Genomic DNA, 17,206 nt, shown 5'->3' on the forward strand with positions numbered 1-17,206 from the left:
TGTCGATTTGCCGGGTGACGCTTAGCTATCCGGCATAAATCGCTTCGTCAGATGAGAGCCGGATAAGGCATTTTACGCCCGTCTCCGGCTTTTCTACATGCAATTACCCTTCGAGATCCGCCAGGTCGCCTTTCTCTTGCAACCAGTTTCGACGATCTTCAGAACGCTTTTTGGCCAGCAGCATATCCATCATTGCGTTGGTACGCTGATCGTCTTCATCATCGATAATGAGCTGCACCAGGCGACGGGTGTTTGGATCCAGCGTAGTTTCACGAAGCTGCATCGGGTTCATTTCACCCAGACCTTTAAAGCGCTGCACGTTCGGCTTGCCTTTCTTGCGCTTTAACTGCTCCAGTACGCCCGCTTTCTCTTCTTCCGTCAGCGCGTAATACACCTCTTTACCAAGGTCGATACGGTATAACGGCGGCAGCGCCACGTAGACGTGACCGTGTTTCACCAGCGTGCGGAAGTGTTTCACAAACAGCGCGCACAGCAGCGTGGCGATGTGCAGGCCATCGGAGTCCGCATCCGCCAGGATACAGATCTTGCCGTAGCGCAATTGGCTCAGATCGTCGCTGTCCGGATCGATGCCGATCGCCACGGAGATATCGTGAACCTCCTGCGAAGCCAGCACTTCATCGGAAGAGACTTCCCAGGTATTGAGGATCTTACCTTTCAGCGGCATGATCGCCTGATATTCACGATCGCGCGCCTGCTTGGCCGATCCGCCCGCCGAGTCACCTTCGACAAGGAACAGTTCGGTGCGATTAAGATCCTGTGCGGTACAGTCCGCCAGTTTACCCGGCAGCGCCGGACCGCTGGTCAGCTTTTTACGCACTACTTTTTTCGCCGCACGCAGACGACGCTGCGCGCTGGAAATCGCCATCTCAGCCAGCAGTTCGGCTGACTGCACATTCTGGTTCAGCCACAGGCTGAATGCATCTTTCACCACGCCAGAGACGAATGCCGCACACTGACGCGAAGAGAGGCGCTCTTTGGTTTGTCCGGCAAACTGCGGATCCTGCATTTTTACCGACAACACATAAGCACAGCGATCCCAGATATCTTCCGCCGACAGCTTCACGCCACGCGGCAGGATGTTACGGTATTCACAGAACTCGCGCATCGCATCCAGCAGTCCCTGACGCAGACCGTTAACGTGCGTACCGCCCTGCATGGTTGGGATCAGGTTCACATAGCTTTCGGTCAGCAGCTCGCCGCCTTCCGGCAGCCAGAGCAGCGCCCAGTCCACCGTCTCCGTCTCACCGCTGAAATTACCGATAAACGGTTTTTCCGGCAGCGTCGGTAGGCCATTCACCGCTTCGCTCAGATAGTCATTTAAACCATCCTGGTAGCACCAGCGCTGCTCGCTGTTGTTGACCTCATCCTTAAAAGTGATCTCAACGCCTGGGCACAGTACCGCTTTTGCTTTCAGTACGTGCGTTAAGCGCGAAACAGAAAAACGCGGGCTGTCAAAGAAGCTTTCATCCGGCCAGAAGTGCACGCTGGTCCCGGTATTGCGTTTGCCGCAGGTACCGACTACCTGTAAATCCTGCACTTTATCGCCATTCTCAAACGCGATGTTGTATACCTGCCCGTCGCGGCGCACGTTCACTTCCACACGTTTGGACAGGGCGTTGACGACGGAGATACCCACACCGTGCAGACCGCCGGAGAACTGGTAGTTCTTGTTAGAGAACTTGCCGCCCGCGTGCAGACGACAGAGGATCAGCTCAACCGCCGGAACGCCTTCTTCAGGGTGAATATCTACCGGCATGCCGCGTCCGTCATCAATGACTTCCAGTGACTGGTCGGCATGTAAGATCACGTCCACGCGTTTTGCGTGACCCGCCAGTGCTTCATCCACACTGTTATCAATCACTTCCTGTCCAAGATGGTTCGGACGGGTCGTATCGGTGTACATCCCAGGGCGACGGCGTACCGGCTCAAGCCCAGTGAGTACCTCAATGGCATCAGCATTATAAGTTTGCGTCATGGTTTAAATAAGCAATTCGAATTGATCGTCAGAAACTGTGCAGTCCAAGGAAATCGACAATCGGGTTGAAATAATCTTCGAAGCCCGTGAATGCGTGGTTTCCGCCCTCAATAACTGTCTGACGGCAGGAGGCGTAATACGCCACCGCCTGGCGGTAGTCCAACACTTCATCGCCCGTTTGTTGGAGCAGCCAGATCAAATCCGGCGCTTCCAGCGGGTCAATCTGCATGACTTTAAGATCGTAAATATGGCGTGACTCTAGCACATATTGCTGCCCCGTGTAGGGGTTCTCGTTTTGACCGAGATAGTCGACCAGCAGTTCATAAGGCCGTACGGCAGGGTTCACCACCACTGCCGGCAGCATAAAACATTGCGACAGCCAGGTGGCGTAATAACCGCCTAAAGAGGAACCGACAATCCCCAGCGACTCTCCGCCATGTTCAAGAATGATCGATTCCAGCATCTCTGCGGCCTGCGCTGGATACGGCGGCAACTGCGGTACGATCATCTCAACGTGCGGATGGTGCTCCGCCAGCCAGTTTTTCAGTAAACACGCCTTCGCCGAACGAGGAGAGCTATTAAATCCGTGAAGATAGAGAAGCGTAGACATCAGTAGCCTTCTGAAGCGGTATCAGGGTGGAACCGATTACCCTGCAGACGACGTACCTGAGTCTGCAATGTTCCGTCGGCAAAAAGCTCCAGCGTCCGCCAGCCTGGGCTGATGGTATCCAATGTGAAGTTGGAACAGTGCGGTTTAAACTGCACGCAGGTCGACGGCGTCGCCAGCAGACGGCGACCGTTCCAGTCCAGATCCAGTTCCTGATGAATATGCCCGCACAATAGATACCTGGCGCGAGGATAATTCACCAGCACGTTATCCAGCTCAGCGGCATTACGCAGACTGTGCTGATCGAGCCAGCTGCAGCCTGCAGGCAGAGGATGATGATGCAGAAGCAACAAGGTATTACGCTCTGGCGCATCAGCAAGTTTACGCTCCAGCCATTCGAGCTGGAATTCACTTAACTCACCGTGGGGAACGCCGAACACCTGGCTGTCCAGCAACAATATTTGCCACTGTTCGCCAATGAAAACGCGTTTGGCCGGGGAAATGCCCGCATCCTGCAGCGCGCTGTACATTGCCGGCTGAAAATCGTGATTGCCCGGTAGCCAAACGCAAGGCGCACGAAAACTTGCGATGCCCTCAGCAAAATGCTGATAAGCCGCAGCGGATTGATCCTGCGCCAAATCACCCGTCGCGACGATCAGATCGTACTCAGGCGACTCTGCATGTATTGCATCCAGTACGGATTGATAGCTGTCCCAGGTGTTCACACCCAGCAGCGTTTCATGCTTTTCGGCAAACAGGTGAGTGTCTGTAATTTGTAAGATCCTGACTCTGGCCTCACCAGCCAAAGGAAGGGTTAACAGGCTTTCCAAATGGTGTCCTTAGGTTTCACGACGCTAATAAACCGGAATCGCCATCGCTCCATGTGCTAAACAGTACCGTAACCAGTCGGCCAGAAACTGATTAATTTGATGCTTTTCGTCGCGTTGATGCAACTTTTTATTTGGATAATCATACCGCGCTTTGAAGCGAAAGATCTGCTGACTTGAACACACTTCAGCCACCCTTGCGTCATGATACAGGCGCACAGTCAATGACGGCAGGCTCCAGTAAGTGACGGCCGGTGCCGTTTGTTCGATCGCGACAAGCGTAGTGTATCGGGTCGATTCAACGATCGTTAACCGATATTGTGCGTTTGCTACCTGATAGCTCACTGTTTCACCGGCTGCATCATTACGTGGCAGCAGGCGGCGCAATTGCGAATAGTTGGTTTCGCACAGACGCATCATTTCAGGGAAGTCAGGTGTGTAACGCTTCATTTTTTCCACTCAGTTTTTAACTCTTGATAGTGCAGCTGTAACCATTGCAAGGCGATGACAGACGCTGCGTTGTCGATTTTCCCCTCTTCTACCCATTGGTAAGCCTGTTCCCGGCTTACCACATGAACACGAATATCTTCGTTTTCATCAGCCAGACCGTGTATTCCGCTCGCGGTCGTGCCGTCCACTTCGCCGACTAAAATAGACAGACGCTCACTGGTGCCACCCGGGCTTGCCAGATAGCTCAGAACGGGTTTCGTCCTTTTAACTTCCAGCCCGGCCTCTTCCATTGCTTCACGACGGGCTACATCTTCAACGGTTTCGCCCTCTTCGATCATTCCGGCTACCATTTCCAGTAGCCACGGGCTTTCGCTGGTATCAAATGCCGCAATACGAATCTGCTCGACCAGCACAACTTCATCCCGCTCAGGGTCAAAGGGTAGCAAGACAGCCGCGTGTCCGCGCTCAAAAATTTCGCGCGTTACCTCACCGCTCATCCCCCCGTTAAACAGGCGGTGGCGAAACCGATAAAGATCCAGTGAAAAAAAACCGCGGTATAGCGTTTCTCGTGCAATAATTTCTACATCATTTTTAGTGAAAGTCATTGGCAAGTTGTCTGGTTTACGCATTGTGCTGTCCTGAAACCAATAGTGATTAAAATGTGAATTTCAAGGTCGTTTGACTGATGTTTGAACGCCCTTGTGTTAAATTGATGCAAATTAACGCCGTATGGCACGTAACGCCAACTTTTTGAAGTGGCGGATTCTGCTAGAATCAGCAAATATTTTTACAATTTGATCAGCGCTAAATACTGCTTCACAACAAGGAATGCAAATGAAGAAATTGCTCCCCATCCTTATCGGCCTGAGCCTGTCGGGGTTCAGTACTTTGAGCCAGGCAGAAAACCTGATGCAGGTTTATCAGCAAGCACGCCTGAGCAACCCGGAATTGCGTAAATCCGCCGCCGATCGCGATGCTGCATTCGAAAAAATTAACGAAGCGCGTAGTCCATTGCTGCCGCAACTGGGTTTAGGTGCCGATTACACCTACAGCAATGGCTACCGTGATGCAAATGGCGTCAACTCCAATGCAACCAGCGCATCTTTGCAGTTAACTCAGTCTATTTTTGACATGTCTAAATGGCGTGCCCTGACGCTGCAAGAAAAATCAGCGGGCATCCAAGACGTGACCTATCAGACCGATCAGCAAACGCTGATCCTGAATACCGCCACAGCCTATTTTAACGTATTGAACGCAATTGACGTGCTTTCTTATACCCAGGCACAGAAAGATGCGGTCTATCGTCAGTTAGATCAGACCACTCAGCGTTTTAACGTTGGCCTGGTTGCCATCACTGACGTACAGAACGCCCGTTCACAATACGATACTGTACTGGCGAACGAAGTTACCGCGCGTAACAATCTGGATAACGCGGTAGAACAGCTGCGCCAGGTAACCGGTAACTACTACCCGGAACTGGCTTCACTGAACGTTGATGGTTTTAAAACCAACAAACCGCAGGCGGTGAACGCGCTGCTGAAAGAAGCAGAAAACCGCAACCTGTCATTATTGCAGGCCCGTTTGAGCCAGGATCTGGCGCGTGAGCAGATTCGTCTGGCGCAGGATGGTCATTTACCGACTCTGGACCTGACCGCCTCTACCGGGGTATCTGACACCTCCTACAGCGGGTCAAAAACCCACGGTGGCGCGACGGGTAATCAGTACGACGACAGCAATATGGGCCAGAACAAAATTGGTCTGAGCTTCTCGCTGCCGCTGTATCAGGGTGGAATGGTTAACTCGCAGGTGAAACAAGCGCAGTACAACTTTGTTGGCGCGAGCGAACAGCTGGAAAGCGCGCACCGCAGCGTGGTGCAGACCGTGCGTTCTTCGTTCAACAACATTAATGCGTCTATCAGTAGCATTAACGCGTACAAACAAGCGGTTGTCTCGGCCCAAAGCTCTTTGGATGCGATGGAAGCTGGCTATTCCGTAGGTACACGTACCATCGTGGATGTGTTGGATGCCACCACCACGCTGTACAACGCCAAGCAGCAACTGGCGAATGCGCGTTATACCTATCTTATTAACCAGTTAAACGTCAAATCTGCGCTCGGTACGCTGAACGAGCAGGATCTGGTAGCACTGAACAATACGCTGGGTAAACCCGTATCCACGACTCCGGATACGATCGCGCCGGAAAACGCGCAGCAAGATGCCGCGGCGGACGGTTATACGTCCAACAGCGCGACGCCTGCGGCTCAGCCAACGGCCGCGCGTTCAACCAGCAGCAACGGCAACAACCCGTTCCGTAACTGATGCTGATGACGGGGCTTCGGCCCCGTCTGAACGTAAGACAACGTAAAGATCCGCCTCTTCTTCCGCATTCTCGCCTCTTCCCGCTTCAATTTCGACCAGTCATCCTCTATTCTGAGCAGAGTTACCACTGGGTACTGGAAGACATAAATGAAACGGACAAAATCTATACATCACGCCTCGTTCCGCAAAAGCTGGAGCGCGCGCCATCTGACTCCTGTCGCCCTGGCAGTTACCGCTGTGTTTATGCTCGCGGGCTGTGAAAAGAGCGACGAAACGGTTTCGCTTTATCAGAACGCTGACGACTGCTCTGCAGCTAACCCGGGTAAAAGCGCCGAATGTACTACTGCGTTTAACAATGCGCTGAAAGAAGCTGAACGTACCGCGCCAAAATACGCCACTCGTGAAGACTGTATCGCTGAATTCGGCGAAGGCCAGTGCCAGCAGGCTCCTGCGCAAGCAGGTATGGCGCCGACCGGTGAAGGCCAGGCTCAGGCGCAGAATCAAAGCAGCGGCAGCTTCTGGATGCCGCTGATGGCGGGCTACATGATGGGCCGACTGATGGGCGGCGGAATGGGCGCTCAGCAACCGCTGTTCAGCTCGAAAAACCCAGCCAGCCCGGCTTACGGCAAATACACGGATGCCAGCGGTAAAAACTACGGTGCAGCAACGCCGGGTCGCACCATGACCGTACCGAAAACCGCTATGGCACCGAAACCTGCCACCACCTCTACCGTAACCCGCGGCGGATTTGGTGAGTCTGTGGCCAAACAGAGCACCATGCAGCGTAGCGCAAGCGGCACCACCACACGTTCAATGGGTGGCTGATCGTCATGGAAAGAGTCAGTATTGTTGAGCGCCCGGACTGGCGCGACAAAGCCACCGAATACGGTTTCAATTTTCACACGATGTACGGCGAGCCGTACTGGTGTGAAGACGCGTACTATAAGCTCACCCTTGCTCAGGTCGAAAAGCTGGAAGAGGTCACCGCAGAGCTGCATCAAATGTGCCTCAAGGTGGTGGAAAAGGTCATCGCCAGCGATGAGTTGATGACCAAGTTTCGCATTCCGAAGCATACCTGGGGCTTTGTCCGCCAGTCCTGGCAGACGCAGCAACCGTCGCTCTATTCACGTCTCGATCTGGCATGGGACGGCACGGGTGAACCCAAGCTTTTAGAAAACAACGCCGATACGCCAACCTCGCTGTACGAAGCCGCGTTTTTCCAGTGGATCTGGCTGGAAGATCAGCTCAATGCGGGCAACCTGCCGGAAGGCAGCGATCAGTTCAACAGTCTGCAGGAAAAACTGATCGAGCGTTTCACCGAGCTGCGTGAGCAGTATGGTTTTCAACTGCTTCATCTGACCTGCTGTCGTGATACGGTGGAAGATCGCGGTACGATCCAGTATCTACAGGATTGCGCGGCCGAAGCTGAGATCGCTACAGAATTCCTCTATGTAGAAGATATTGGTCTTGGTGAAAAAGGTCAGTTCACCGACATGCAGGATCAGGTAATCGCTAACCTGTTCAAGCTCTATCCATGGGAATTCATGCTGCGTGAAATGTTCTCCACCAAGCTGGAAGATGCTGGCGTTCGCTGGCTGGAACCGGCCTGGAAGAGCATTATCTCCAATAAAGCACTGTTGCCGCTGTTATGGGAAATGTTCCCGGACCATCCGAACCTGCTGCCAGCGTACTTCGCCGAAGACGATCATCCGCAGATGGATAAATTCGTCGTCAAACCGATCTTCTCACGCGAGGGGGCTAACGTCTCCATTGTTGAGAACGGTAAAACGATCGAAGCAGTGGAAGGACCGTACGGTGAAGAAGGTATGATCGTGCAGCAGTTCCATCAGCTACCGAAGTTTGGCGACAGCTATATGCTGATTGGCAGCTGGCTGATCAACGATCAACCAGCCGGGATCGGCATTCGTGAAGACCGCGCGTTGATCACACAGGATCTGTCACGTTTCTATCCGCATATTTTTGTCGAATAATTGAGAGTGCCGGGTGGCGGCTCCGCCTTACCCGGCCTTCAGCATGAACTTATTGCCCGATAAGCGCAGTGCCATCGGGCATTCATCATCCAACCTGCACCGACAACATACTTAAACTTCCCATCTCAATACCATCTACCGGGATCGTGACAGACTCTTTACCGTCCCATGCCCCGAGTACATACAGCAGCGGCAGATAGTGATCCGGCGTCGGGTTTGATAACGATCCACCTTCATGATCGAGATAGTTCACCAATGGGTGCTGCTCAACCGGTCCCTGCCATGTCAGGTTTGCCTTAACATAATCATTGAATGAAGTCGCCCACGGATAAGGCGTGTTCTCACCGTGCCAGCGCGCAGTGCGCAGGTTATGCACCACGTTACCACTGGCCACCAGCATAATGCCCTCATCACGCAGTGCCGCCAGCTTACGGCCCATCTCAAAATGCCATGCCGCGGGTTTGGTGCTATCAATGCTCAGTTGCACCATCGGAATGTCCGCATTCGGATACATCTTGATCAGCACGCCCCAGGAACCGTGGTCAAAACCCCAGGCTTCTTTGTCCAGGGTCACAGGCACTGGAGCAAGTAAGTCAACCAGATGCTGCGCCAGTTCAGGAGAACCAGGAGCCGGGTAATGGGTGTCATATAATGCTTGCGGAAAACCGCCAAAATCGTGGATCGTTTTGGGGGCTTCCATCGCAGTCACACCCGTTCCACGGGTGAACCAGTGCGCCGAGACCACCACAATGGCTTTCGGACGCGGCAACGTTTCCCCCAGTTGCTGCCAGGCACGGGTATAAACGTTATCTTCCAGAACATTCATCGGGCTACCGTGGCCCAAAAACAATGCTGGCATACGAGTTGAAGACATGATGATATCCTTACTGAGGGAGTCATTTTGATACCACCACAATACGCTTATTCGGTTGATGAAGAACTCAGATAACCATGATGAAGATCATCAGTTATTTTGACGATCCAACCCGGACAGCAGATTGATAAGGAGTTTTATTTGTCGATGTCAGTACCTTTACTTCTGACTTTACTGGCAGGTGCCGCCACGTTTATCGGCGCATTTCTCGGCGTGTTAGGGCAAAAACCGTCTAACCGCGTTCTCGCCTTTTCTTTAGGCTTCGCCGCCGGGATTATGCTACTGATCTCCCTTATGGAGATGCTACCTGCTGCGCTGGCCGCTGAAGGTATGTCGCCAGTGCTGGGCTACGGAATGTTTATCGTCGGCTTACTGGGCTACTTTGGTCTAGACCGTCTATTGCCGCACGCGCACCCTCAGGATCTGGTACAAAAAACAACGCAGCCTCTACCCGGCTCTATTAAACGCACCGCGATTTTATTAACGCTCGGCATCAGCCTGCACAACTTTCCTGAAGGGATTGCGACGTTTGTTACCGCCAGTAGCAACCTTGAGCTGGGCTTTGGTATTGCCCTCGCCGTTGCATTGCACAATATTCCTGAAGGATTAGCGGTGGCGGGTCCCGTCTATGCCGCCACAGGCTCCAAACGTACGGCGATATTCTGGGCAGGGATTTCAGGTATGGCAGAAATACTGGGCGGCGTACTGGCGTGGTTAATTCTCGGTAGCCTTATATCACCGGTGGTGATGGCGGCAATAATGGCGGCTGTCGCAGGTATTATGGTGGCGCTGTCCGTCGATGAATTGATGCCGTTGGCAAAAGAGATCGATCCCAATAATAATCCCAGCTATGGGGTGTTATGTGGAATGTCGGTGATGGGGTTAAGCCTCGTCATCCTCCAGTCGATGGGAATCGGATAATCCAGAGGGCGGATGCCACTCTGCAAATTTACAGCATCCGCTCATCCATAGCAGAATATGAAGGACTAATCCTGTTCCTTAATCGCGCTGTTATCTTCACCAGAGCGGCGAAAGAGTTTGTTTCGCGCTTCAAGTAAGGCATCTCTGTCCTGGCGGAATGCCCGACAATAACGTTTCATATGACAATAATAACCCACCGCAACGAGTGCAATTAATACAATCCAATACCAGGCAATAAACATTCTTCTACCCTTAAAATTTAACATCATTAAACATTTAACGTTAAAATTTTACATAACCTTATTCTGACATACTCATATAGTGGCATATTTCAGAAACAAATATATGATTTCGATCATATAAATCAGCGGCTAAGCTATTAGCCAAACTCGTTATAAACAATTAAAACAATGTCGACAAGATCACACTACGCAATAATAAATATTGTTCTTAAAATATCGCACTCATACTATCCAGAAAATAATAAAAATTAGCTCCTGCAGAATAATACATTTCATCAACATTAATTAATACATTGTGAAATGTAGCATTAGTAATACCATTTTATTTTATCAAAATAGTAAAAACATAATATATTCAGCAAAATTATATTTATAGGTAATATAAGGAGATATATCCATGTATACACAATACCGAAAAACACTTCTGGCTGGGACTCTGGCACTGACATTTGGATTGGCAGCAGGAAACTCTCTTGCCGCTGGTTTTCAACCGGCCCAGCCTGCAGGAAAATTGGGCGCAATAGTAGTTGACCCTTATGGAAATGCCCCGCTTACTGCGCTGGTTGAATTAGATAGCCACGTTATTTCAGATGTTAAAGTTACCGTCCATGGTAAAGATGAAAAAGGCGTTCCGGTGACTTATACCGTCGGCAAAGAGTCACTCGCCACGTACGATGGCATTCCTATTTTTGGCCTTTATCAAAAGTTCGCAAATAAGGTAACCGTTGAATATAAAGAAAACGGTAAGGCCATGAAAGATGATTATGTGGTGCAAACTTCCGCCATCGTAAATCACTACATGGATAACCGCTCAATATCTGATTTGCAGCAAACAAAAGTGATTAAAGTAGCACCGGGTTTTGAAGATCGTCTTTATCTGGTGAATACCCACACCTTTACCCCGCAGGGTGCAGAATTCCACTGGCATGGCGAAAAAGATAAAAATGCCGGCATCCTGGATGCGGGTCCAGCTGGCGGCGCACTCCCCTTTGATATCGCACCCTTTACCTTTGTCGTCGATACGGAAGGCGAATATCGGTGGTGGCTGGATCAGGACACCTTCTATGACGGCCACGACATGGATATCAACAAGCGCGGCTACCTGATGGGTATTCGTGAGACACCGCGCGGCACATTCACCGCCGTACAAGGCCAGCACTGGTATGAATTCGATATGCTGGGCCAGATTCTGGCCGACCATAAACTACCGCGCGGATTCATGGATGCATCACATGAATCGATCGAAACGGTCAATAACACTGTATTGCTGCGCGTAGGTAAACGCGACTATCGCAAAGAGGATGGTCTTCACGTGCATACCATCCGCGACCAGATTATTGAAGTCGATAAATCTGGACGTGTTGTTGACGTGTGGGATCTAACCAAAATTCTCGACCCGATGCGTGACGCGCTGCTGGGTGCGCTGGACGCAGGCGCGGTATGCGTCAACGTGGATCTCGCTCACGCAGGCCAACAGGCGAAACTGGAGCCAGATACCCCCTATGGTGACGCCCTCGGCGTTGGTGCGGGCCGTAACTGGGCTCACGTCAACTCCATTGCCTATGACGCTAAAGATGACTCCATCATTCTTTCTTCCCGCCATCAGGGTGTCGTCAAAATCGGTCGCGATAAACAGGTGAAATGGATTCTGGCACCGTCTAAAGGCTGGAATAAGTCGCTGGCAAGCAAATTGTTAAAACCGGTTGATGATAAGGGCAATGCGCTGAAGTGTGATGAAAACGGTAAGTGCGAGAATACTGATTTCGATTTTACCTACACCCAACACACCGCCTGGCTCTCCAGCAAAGGAACGCTAACCATCTTTGACAATGGCGATGGGCGTGGACTCGAACAACCGGCGCTACCAACAATGAAATATTCCCGGTTCGTCGAATATAAAATTGACGAGAAAAAAGGAACCGTTCAGCAAATTTGGGAGTACGGGAAAGAGCGCGGTTATGATTTCTACAGTCCTATCACGTCGGTAATTGAATATCAAAAAGACCGCGACACCATGTTTGGATTTGGTGGTTCTATTAATTTATTTGACGTTGGACAGCCAACCACCGGCAAAATCAACGAAATTGACTACAAAACAAAAGAAGTCAAAGTCGAAATTGATGTCCTTTCCGATAAACCAAACCAAACGCACTACCGCGCATTACTGGTTCGCCCACAACAAATGTTTAAATAGTATCGTTAGGTTAAGGATTAATTATGTCATCTAAATGGATTACTTCATTATTTAAAAGCGTGGTATTAACGGCGGCGCTGGTAACACCATTTGCAGCATCGGCTTTTACTGAAGGTACTGACTATATGGTGCTGGAGAAACCGATTCCCAATGCTGATAAAACGTTGATCAAAGTATTCAGCTATGCCTGCCCATTCTGCTACAAATATGATAAAGCCGTGACCGGCCCGGTGTCAGAAAAAGTTGCCGATCTCGTCGCCTTCACACCTTTTCATCTCGAGACCAAAGGAGAATACGGTAAACAGGCCAGTGAAGTATTTGCAGTAATGATTGCGAAGGATCAGGCCGCAGGGGTCTCATTGTTTGACGCCAAATCACAGTTCAAAAAAGCCAAGTTTGCTTACTACACTGCCTACCACGACAAGAAGGAACGCTGGTCTGACGGTAAAGATCCCGCTTCATTCATCAAAACAGGGCTGGATGCTGCGGGTATGAGTCAAGCAGACTTCGAGAACGCCTTAAAAGAACCCGTAGTTCAGGAGACCTTGGAAAAATGGAAAGCGGCCTATGATGTTGCCAAAATCCAGGGGGTTCCGGCTTACGTCGTCAATGGTAAGTACCTGATCTACACCAAAAGCATCAAATCGATTGATTCCATGGCTGAGCTTGTCAGAGAGCTGGCGACAAAATAAACAGGGAACCGGCTATGGATTTTATCAAAGGATTGTGGCGAGACTTATGTACCGCACCGGTTGATACCCTGGTGAGATGGCAGGAGCGACGCTTTTTGTGGTTGCTAATGGCTTGTGCCATGGGTGGGTTAATTATTCTGGCGCACTCGTTCTTCCAAATCTATCTCTACATGGCCCCTTGCGAGCAATGTGTATACATCCGCTTTGCCATGTTTGTGATGGTTTTCGGTGGGCTGATCGCGGCAATAAACCCTAAAAACCTCATCCTAAAACTGGTCGGCTGCATTGCGGCATTTTATGGCAGCATTATGGGCATTAAGTTTTCAATCAAACTTAATGGCATCCATTATGCAGTACATAACCCGGACCCGGATTCACTCTTTGGTGTACAGGGATGTTCCACCGATCCGACATTCCCTTTCAATTTGCCACTGGCAAACTGGGCTCCAGAATGGTTTAAGCCCACTGGAGATTGCGGCTATGACGCACCTGTCGTTCCCGATGGCGTAGCGCTCAGCAGTACGCAAAAGTGGTTTGTCGATCTGTACCAGCAGTCCGAAGGCTGGTATCTGCTCCCGCCATGGCATTTTATGAATATGGCGCAGGCCTGCCTGCTCGCCTTTGGTTTGTGTTTAGTGCTGTTGCTGGTAATGAGCGGAGCCTGGGCACTTAAACTGGCCAGAAAAAAATAGCCAGGCCGCAATAACAAAAAACCGAAGCCAGAAAACTGACTTCGGTTTTTTTATCCCTACCACGGTTGTCGCGGTAGTCAGCAATTAGCTGGCTTTGCGCTCATGCGCCTGACGGTAAGCCACCAGGTCTTCGATAGTAACCACAGCCATATTATGCTTACCGGCAAATTCGATGCATTCTGGCGCACGCGCCATGGTGCCATCGTCATTGGTCAGTTCGCACAGCACACCCGCCGGTTTAAACCCTGCCAGCGTCATCAGGTCGATGGTTGCTTCAGTATGACCACCGCGGGTCAACACGCCACCTGCCTGAGCACGCAGCGGGAAAACGTGCCCCGGACGGTTAAGATCGGAAGGTTTAGCGCCATCCTTAATTGCCGCACGTACCGTAGTAACACGGTCTGCAGCGGAAACGCCGGTGGTCACGCCTTCTGCGGCTTCAATGGTCACGGTAAAACCGGTACCGTAAGCGCTGGTGTTGTTTTCCACCATCATTGGCAGATCGAGCTGTTTGCGTCGGTCTTCAGTGATGCACAGGCATACAATACCGCTACCGTGACGGATGGTCAGCGCCATCTGTTCAACAGTCATGGTTTCTGCCGGGAAAATCATATCGCCTTCGTTTTCACGGTCTTCGTCGTCAAGCACCATTACACCGCGTCCTTCACGCAGCGCAGACAGCGCATGTTCAACACGTTCGAAAGGCGTACCAAAAGAGGAAAGTAGCGTCTGATTCATGGTAAAAAAACCTCACTAAAATTATGGTTACCAGAATCAGGGCAGTCTTAGGAGTACCGTCTAAGCGGCAAAAAAATAACGTGAGCGGGTCCATGCCCGACTGGATCGTTACTCTCTCCCATCCGGACTCTAACCGTCGGCCCCGGAATTACACCGGATCTGCTGACCTTTTTGCCGTAACAAAAAGCGCTCGCGGGCTTTCAACATCAGTTGATTTACCGCCGGTGGGGAATTTCGCCCCGCCCTGAGAATAAGCGGGTTAACTATAACGCTATTGATTACCTTCATCAACGCCTTTACTCGTCTTAGCTTCACACAATTCTGGTTTATGCCTGTGCCAGTTCGCACTACAATAGGCAGCAACACGTACCAGTTCAGGGAAACCACAATGATTGACCCGAAAAAAATTGAGCAGATTGCTCGTCAGGTTCACGAGTCGATGCCGAAAGGGATCCGCGAGTTTGGCGAAGACGTCGAGAAGAAAATTCGTCAAACGCTGCAGTCACAGCTGACCCGTCTGGATCTGGTAAGCCGCGAAGAATTCGATGTACAGACTCAGGTTTTATTGCGCACGCGCGAAAAGCTGGCGATGCTTGAGCAACGTCTGACTGAGCTTGAATCACGTGATAAAACGGCAGAAATTAAACCTGCCCCCGCGATCCCGTCAGTCGATCCGCAAGAGTAAAAACGACAACGGGCCGCAAGGCCCGTTTTTCTGTTAGTGTTCCAGTTCTAGCTTCCTGGCTTCCGTCGCCTGCTGGCAGTACAGCGCATAGCGTTTGCAAAACCAGCTACGATGTTCTTCATCCATATTCCCGGTTATCGCCTGGATATCAATGGGATGGCCCTCAGCCTGCATCCTGGCAAAACTACGGGCCAGGAAATCGAAATTGTTTAGTGAATACATATTGCTGTTCATGAGCATACCCTCCAGTTATTGAATATCTGCTAAGGCCATATGCTTTTTCTAATTTCAGTATTTCCCTGGATACGAAGTTATTCTGTACATATTGTGCGCAAAACTACTGCGCGGGTTCACAGTTTCCTATGAAATCTAAGAAGGCTTGAAGTATGGCGGGTATATCAGGGAAAGAGGCGCAGCGGCTGAAGAATAAAGCGAAAAAAAGCCGGATTGTGACGCGCAAACGTCTTATCCGGCCTGTAATCGGTACATCCTGTAAGCCTGAAGGAACTTCGCTTATCCGGCTATCAGGTCAGGGTTCACTTATCGCTGTCTTTCTGGATCTTCTTGATGATATTAGTCGTGGAGCAGCCATCTTCGAAGTTCAGCACCAGCACTTCACCGCCGTTCGCCCACACCTCTTCACTGCCCGCAATCTGCTCCGGCTTATAGTCGCCGCCTTTGACCAGCAGATCCGGCAGAATGCCAGCAATCAGACGCTGCGGCGTATCTTCTTCAAAAGAGACCACCCAGTCGACAGATTCCAGCGCGCCCAGTACGATCATACGCTGTTCCAGCGGGTTGACCGGACGAGTTTCACCTTTCAGACGTTTGGTCGAAGCATCGCTGTTGACCGCCACGATCAGGCGATCGCCCAGCTTGCGCGCATTCGCCAGATAGGAAACATGGCCCGCATGCAGGATGTCGAACACACCGTTGGTCATTACCACTTTCTCGCCGCGCTTGCGGGCGCTGGCAACGGCCTGTTTCAGCTCAGATTCGCTCATCACGCCAAAGCCAGTATCAGCCCGACCGCGCACGGCGTTTTCCAGCTCGATCGGTGAAACGGTAGAGGTCCCCAGCTTACCAACGACAACACCGGCTGCGGCGTTAGCAAAATAGCACGCCTCTTCCAGTGAGTTACCCGCCGCCAGCGTCGCCGCCAGCACGCCAATAACCGTATCGCCTGCACCGGTCACGTCATACACTTCCTGCGCCTGCGTCGGCATATGCAGCGGCGATTTGCCCGGTTGCAGTAACGTCATCCCCTGCTCGGATCGCGTGATCAGCAGTGCGGAAAGGTCGAAATCAGCAATCACTTTCATGCCGCGTTCAACCAGTTCATCTTCGCTTTTGCACTTGCCCGCCACCGCTTCAAACTCAGACAGGTTCGGCGTCAGCAGCGTTGCGCCACGGTAGCGTTCAAAATCGGTTCCTTTCGGATCGATAAGCACCGGCACCCCAGCCTTACGCGCCAGAGCAATCATCTGCTGCACGCTTGCCAACGCGCCTTTGGCGTAGTCGGAGAGCACCAGAGCACCGATAGAACCCAGCGCCTGGTTAATACGCTCGTGCAGCGGCTGCGGATCCACACCTTCAAAACCTTCTTCGAAATCCAGGCGAATCAGCTGCTGATTACGGGAAAGCACGCGCAGTTTGGTGATCGTCGGATGGGTCGGCACGGATACGAAATCGCATTTTACGTTTACATCCGTCAGCGTTTTGCTCAGCGCACGCGCCGCGTCGTCAATACCGGTCAGGCCCACCAGGCGCGAATTCGCTCCCAGAGAGGCAATGTTCATCGCCACGTTTGCTGCGCCACCGGGACGTTCTTCGATGGTATCCACTTTTACCACCGGAACAGGCGCTTCAGGTGAAATACGGCTGGTAGGACCGTACCAGTAGCGATCCAGCATCACATCACCGACAACCATGACTCCTGCACGTTCAAACTCTGGCAGAGTTACTTTCATTCCTGTCT

At 51.4% G+C, this 17,206-nt stretch carries 18 protein-coding genes and 1 riboswitch; of the genes, 8 read left to right on the plus strand and 10 right to left on the minus strand.

Annotated elements, in window-relative coordinates; translation table 11 throughout:
* Positions 1-103: 103 nt before the first annotated feature.
* Genes parE through nudF form a run of 5 tightly spaced genes read right to left on the minus strand, consistent with a single transcriptional unit; the run spans position 104 to position 4,509 of the window.
* The gene (gene parE / locus OGY18_RS13750) at positions 104-1,996 is read right to left on the minus strand and encodes a DNA topoisomerase IV subunit B (protein WP_003024571.1); all 1,893 of its coding nucleotides are present in this window, start codon (positions 1,994-1,996) and stop codon (positions 104-106) included.
* 28 nt (positions 1,997-2,024) lie between these two features.
* The gene (gene yqiA / locus OGY18_RS13755) at positions 2,025-2,606 is read right to left on the minus strand and encodes an esterase YqiA (RefSeq protein WP_003024575.1); all 582 of its coding nucleotides are present in this window, start codon (positions 2,604-2,606) and stop codon (positions 2,025-2,027) included.
* Positions 2,606-3,433 carry a 3',5'-cyclic-AMP phosphodiesterase gene (cpdA, locus tag OGY18_RS13760; RefSeq protein WP_008785825.1) on the minus strand — a complete coding sequence of 276 codons (828 nt, stop codon included), beginning with the start codon at positions 3,431-3,433 and terminating at the stop codon, positions 2,606-2,608. The genes yqiA and cpdA overlap by 1 nt, the downstream gene beginning before the upstream one ends.
* 24 nt (positions 3,434-3,457) lie before the next feature.
* Entirely contained in the window at positions 3,458-3,880 is a 423-nt protein-coding gene (locus OGY18_RS13765) for a DUF1249 family protein (protein WP_003024582.1), read from the minus strand.
* Complete coding sequence (nudF, locus tag OGY18_RS13770) at positions 3,877-4,509, minus strand: ADP-ribose diphosphatase (protein ID WP_286553365.1); 633 nt, start codon at positions 4,507-4,509, stop codon at positions 3,877-3,879. The genes OGY18_RS13765 and nudF overlap by 4 nt, the downstream gene beginning before the upstream one ends.
* 205 nt (positions 4,510-4,714) lie before the next feature.
* Here nudF and tolC point away from each other — a divergent pair, with 205 nt between their 5' ends.
* The 3 genes from tolC to OGY18_RS13785 all read left to right on the plus strand — a co-directional run bounded on the left by tolC (position 4,715) and on the right by OGY18_RS13785 (position 8,190).
* Complete coding sequence (gene tolC / locus OGY18_RS13775) at positions 4,715-6,199, plus strand: outer membrane channel protein TolC (RefSeq protein ID WP_003828407.1); 1,485 nt, start codon at positions 4,715-4,717, stop codon at positions 6,197-6,199.
* A 147-nt stretch (positions 6,200-6,346) separates the two neighbouring features.
* Positions 6,347-7,024, plus strand: a complete 678-nt coding sequence (locus tag OGY18_RS13780) for a DUF1190 family protein (protein WP_003024591.1) — start codon at positions 6,347-6,349, stop codon at positions 7,022-7,024.
* A 5-nt stretch (positions 7,025-7,029) separates the two neighbouring features.
* Complete coding sequence (locus OGY18_RS13785; RefSeq protein ID WP_003828411.1) at positions 7,030-8,190, plus strand: glutathionylspermidine synthase family protein; 1,161 nt, start codon at positions 7,030-7,032, stop codon at positions 8,188-8,190.
* 85 nt (positions 8,191-8,275) lie between these two features.
* Here OGY18_RS13785 and ygiD read toward each other — a convergent pair whose 3' ends face one another.
* On the minus strand, positions 8,276-9,064 hold the full coding sequence (gene ygiD / locus OGY18_RS13790; protein ID WP_003828413.1) for a 4,5-DOPA-extradiol-dioxygenase: 789 nt from the start codon (positions 9,062-9,064) through the stop codon (positions 8,276-8,278).
* Between the two features lie 147 nt (positions 9,065-9,211).
* Between ygiD and zupT the strand changes: the two genes are divergently transcribed.
* The gene (zupT, locus tag OGY18_RS13795) at positions 9,212-9,985 is read left to right on the plus strand and encodes a zinc transporter ZupT (protein WP_003024600.1); all 774 of its coding nucleotides are present in this window, start codon (positions 9,212-9,214) and stop codon (positions 9,983-9,985) included.
* A gap of 65 nt (positions 9,986-10,050) precedes the next feature.
* On the opposite strand, the gene OGY18_RS13800 is transcribed toward zupT, so the two are convergent.
* Positions 10,051-10,227, minus strand: coding sequence for a hypothetical protein (locus tag OGY18_RS13800; protein ID WP_003828416.1), 177 nt, complete (start codon positions 10,225-10,227; stop codon positions 10,051-10,053).
* Between the two features lie 397 nt (positions 10,228-10,624).
* On the opposite strand from OGY18_RS13800, the gene assT reads away from it, so the two are divergent.
* The 3 genes from assT to dsbI are packed head-to-tail and all read left to right on the plus strand — an operon-like array spanning position 10,625 to position 13,805.
* Positions 10,625-12,421 carry an arylsulfate sulfotransferase AssT gene (gene assT, locus OGY18_RS13805; protein ID WP_286553367.1) on the plus strand — a complete coding sequence of 599 codons (1,797 nt, stop codon included), beginning with the start codon at positions 10,625-10,627 and terminating at the stop codon, positions 12,419-12,421.
* Between the two features lie 23 nt (positions 12,422-12,444).
* On the plus strand, positions 12,445-13,113 hold the full coding sequence (locus OGY18_RS13810) for a thiol:disulfide interchange protein DsbA/DsbL (RefSeq protein WP_063941833.1): 669 nt from the start codon (positions 12,445-12,447) through the stop codon (positions 13,111-13,113).
* Positions 13,114-13,127: 14 nt separating this feature from the next.
* Positions 13,128-13,805, plus strand: coding sequence for a protein-disulfide oxidoreductase DsbI (gene dsbI / locus OGY18_RS13815; protein ID WP_003828423.1), 678 nt, complete (start codon positions 13,128-13,130; stop codon positions 13,803-13,805).
* Positions 13,806-13,889: 84 nt separating this feature from the next.
* Here the strand turns inward: dsbI and ribB are convergent, their stop codons facing one another.
* Positions 13,890-14,543 (minus strand): 3,4-dihydroxy-2-butanone-4-phosphate synthase, encoded by a 654-nt coding sequence (gene ribB, locus OGY18_RS13820; RefSeq protein WP_003828424.1) that lies wholly within the window; start codon positions 14,541-14,543, stop codon positions 13,890-13,892.
* 106 nt (positions 14,544-14,649) lie between these two features.
* Positions 14,650-14,799: riboswitch (FMN riboswitch) on the minus strand.
* 132 nt (positions 14,800-14,931) lie between these two features.
* Between ribB and ubiK the strand changes: the two genes are divergently transcribed.
* A complete protein-coding gene (gene ubiK, locus OGY18_RS13825; RefSeq protein WP_003828426.1) occupies positions 14,932-15,228 on the plus strand; it encodes a ubiquinone biosynthesis accessory factor UbiK in 297 nt (98 codons plus the stop codon).
* 33 nt (positions 15,229-15,261) lie between these two features.
* On the opposite strand, the gene glgS is transcribed toward ubiK, so the two are convergent.
* Complete coding sequence (gene glgS / locus OGY18_RS13830; protein ID WP_008785836.1) at positions 15,262-15,468, minus strand: cell surface composition regulator GlgS; 207 nt, start codon at positions 15,466-15,468, stop codon at positions 15,262-15,264.
* A 296-nt stretch (positions 15,469-15,764) separates the two neighbouring features.
* Positions 15,765-17,198 (minus strand): bifunctional D-glycero-beta-D-manno-heptose-7-phosphate kinase/D-glycero-beta-D-manno-heptose 1-phosphate adenylyltransferase HldE, encoded by a 1,434-nt coding sequence (hldE, locus tag OGY18_RS13835; protein ID WP_003828429.1) that lies wholly within the window; start codon positions 17,196-17,198, stop codon positions 15,765-15,767.
* Positions 17,199-17,206 lie beyond the last annotated feature (8 nt).

The organism is Citrobacter sp. Cpo142, from assembly GCF_030332425.1.
GTDB classification, from domain to species: domain Bacteria; phylum Pseudomonadota; class Gammaproteobacteria; order Enterobacterales; family Enterobacteriaceae; genus Citrobacter; species Citrobacter portucalensis.